Raw genomic sequence first — 1,927 nt, forward strand, 5'->3', positions numbered from 1 at the left:
GTTCAAAAACTCATTAGCAATAGTTAACAATCCTCAAACAAATATTCTAAGATATAGAAAGCAACATGTTGCCGAGTTTTTAGATGTAGCATTTAAAGGGATCCCAAATAAAGAAATAGAAAAAAAATATATTAATAGACTATCACTGTTACACATGTTCGAATACCACAAGAACATGCCGGAAATTTCTTACTATCAAAATCTTGCCGACAAATTCCATTTGAATAATCATTTATTGCCTTTTCTTGAAGGATTAGAAAGTAGCTGTTTCGAAAAAAATAAAATTTCACTAAACACATACTATGATGGTGATAAAGGTCACTCACCAATGAGTAAAATTCAGGCCTTAGAGGTCATTAGAAAAGAACTGAATTTAAAATAACTAATAAATACCTTACAAAACCTATACCAAACAATTCACTGAACCTCCTCATATATTAGTTCATATACACTAAGGATATAGAAGTTGCATAACACCTCTTTTAATTTTGTCAGAAATGACATTGAGCACTATCCTATCTCACCAAATGCTTGGGCTTTAGTCGCTTTAGAAGCATGGAGAAGAGGCTTACAAGTTACCATAGGCCAAGATTGGAAATTTATATTATCTAGCACAGATAAATCTATTACTTTCAAGCTCAGCCGCTTGGATGGGACCGATGAAGCAAAAAAATCGAGCCAAATATGCAGTAACAAAACCAAAACAAAACTCTATCTAGATGCCAATAATGTCCCAACACCGCTAGGTTATAACTTTAAACAAGAAATTAATTTAACTACCATTTTGCAATGTGCTCAAAAACTTGGATATCCCGTTTGCTTAAAAGCAAATGGTTGGAGTAAAGGTAAAGGGGTATATCCATTTATTACTAATGAAGATGAATTAAAAAAAAACTTTAACTTATTAGTGAACCATTTAAACTGCGAGGACATTTGTCTTGAGAAACATATATTGGGTGATGACTACCGTGTTTATGTAGTAGGTAATAAGGTTGTTTCTGCACTTAGAAGAATACCTGCAAACATTTTAGGGAATGGTAAAAATTCAATAAACGAGCTAATTATTCAGAAAAACTCTCAAAGAAAAAAAAACCCATTCTTGAAAAACTCGTTGGTAAATATAGATTCTGAAATACAGGATAAATTAAATTCTAGTGGATATAGTTTAGAAACCATTTTAGATAACGGCAAATGCTTTTATTTAAGAAATAAATCTAACGCTTCAGCTGGAGGAGATACAATTGATGTAACAGACTCTATCTCTGAAAAACACAAAGCTATTGCAATACGTGCTATTTCTTCCATCCCAGGTTTACAACATGGAGGTGTAGACATCTTGACTGAAGATATAAAATCAGATACTTCCAACACAACAGTTCTTGAAATAAACCTAGCAGCAGAACTTGGTGTTAATATTTATCCATTCTCTGGTACTGCTCGTCTTATATATAAGGACATAATAGACTTTTATTTTCCAGATACAACAAAAGTTGAAACCAACTCTATCAACAACTGGTATTTCAACTTAAAAACACCACTAGGCACTCTAAAAAATAAAATTGCCAAAACGATTGAGATACCACCCAGACCTGCCCCCCAGCCCCACACTACAGCTAAAAGTTAAATGGTAGTTCTGGATTATCTACAGTTTTTGAAACATAGAAACCCAAAACGCAGTCAAAAGGTGCTGTTTCTTGACAAGAAAGATCGGTGTGACTTTTGTTTTTTAGAAGTCTGGTAAATTTTTTTATGTTTCCTGAGTTTCCTGAAGCTTTTATTTGTAATAGTTCTTCCCCAGCTTTTCTAATCTGACCATGAATACCAAGTCTAATTGCGGGGTTAATGTATTCTTTTTTAAAGTTTTTAATGTTAGGGTTCTTTGTTTTTAATTTAATAGAAATATATGTCAATTTCTTCGGGTCAGGTT

3 protein-coding genes are annotated in these 1,927 nt (G+C 32.8%); 2 read left to right on the forward strand and 1 reads right to left on the reverse strand.

From position 1 onward, the window contains the following. Together KDK16_RS03925 and KDK16_RS03930 are read left to right on the forward strand one after the other, a co-directional pair. Positions 1–382 (forward strand): hypothetical protein (locus KDK16_RS03925; protein WP_257274764.1); only part of this gene is annotated, 382 nt, incomplete at its 5' end. Positions 383–466: 84 nt separating this feature from the next. Then, positions 467–1,624: a hypothetical protein gene (locus KDK16_RS03930; RefSeq protein ID WP_257274765.1), complete on the forward strand. Its 1,158-nt coding sequence runs from the start codon at positions 467–469 to the stop codon at positions 1,622–1,624. On the opposite strand, the gene KDK16_RS03935 is transcribed toward KDK16_RS03930, so the two are convergent. Continuing rightward, a partial coding sequence (locus tag KDK16_RS03935; RefSeq protein ID WP_257274766.1) for a hypothetical protein occupies positions 1,614–1,927 on the reverse strand: 314 nt, incomplete at its 5' end. The two genes, KDK16_RS03930 and KDK16_RS03935, sit on opposite strands and share 11 nt — an antisense overlap.

The organism is Endozoicomonas sp. SESOKO4, assembly GCF_024606275.1.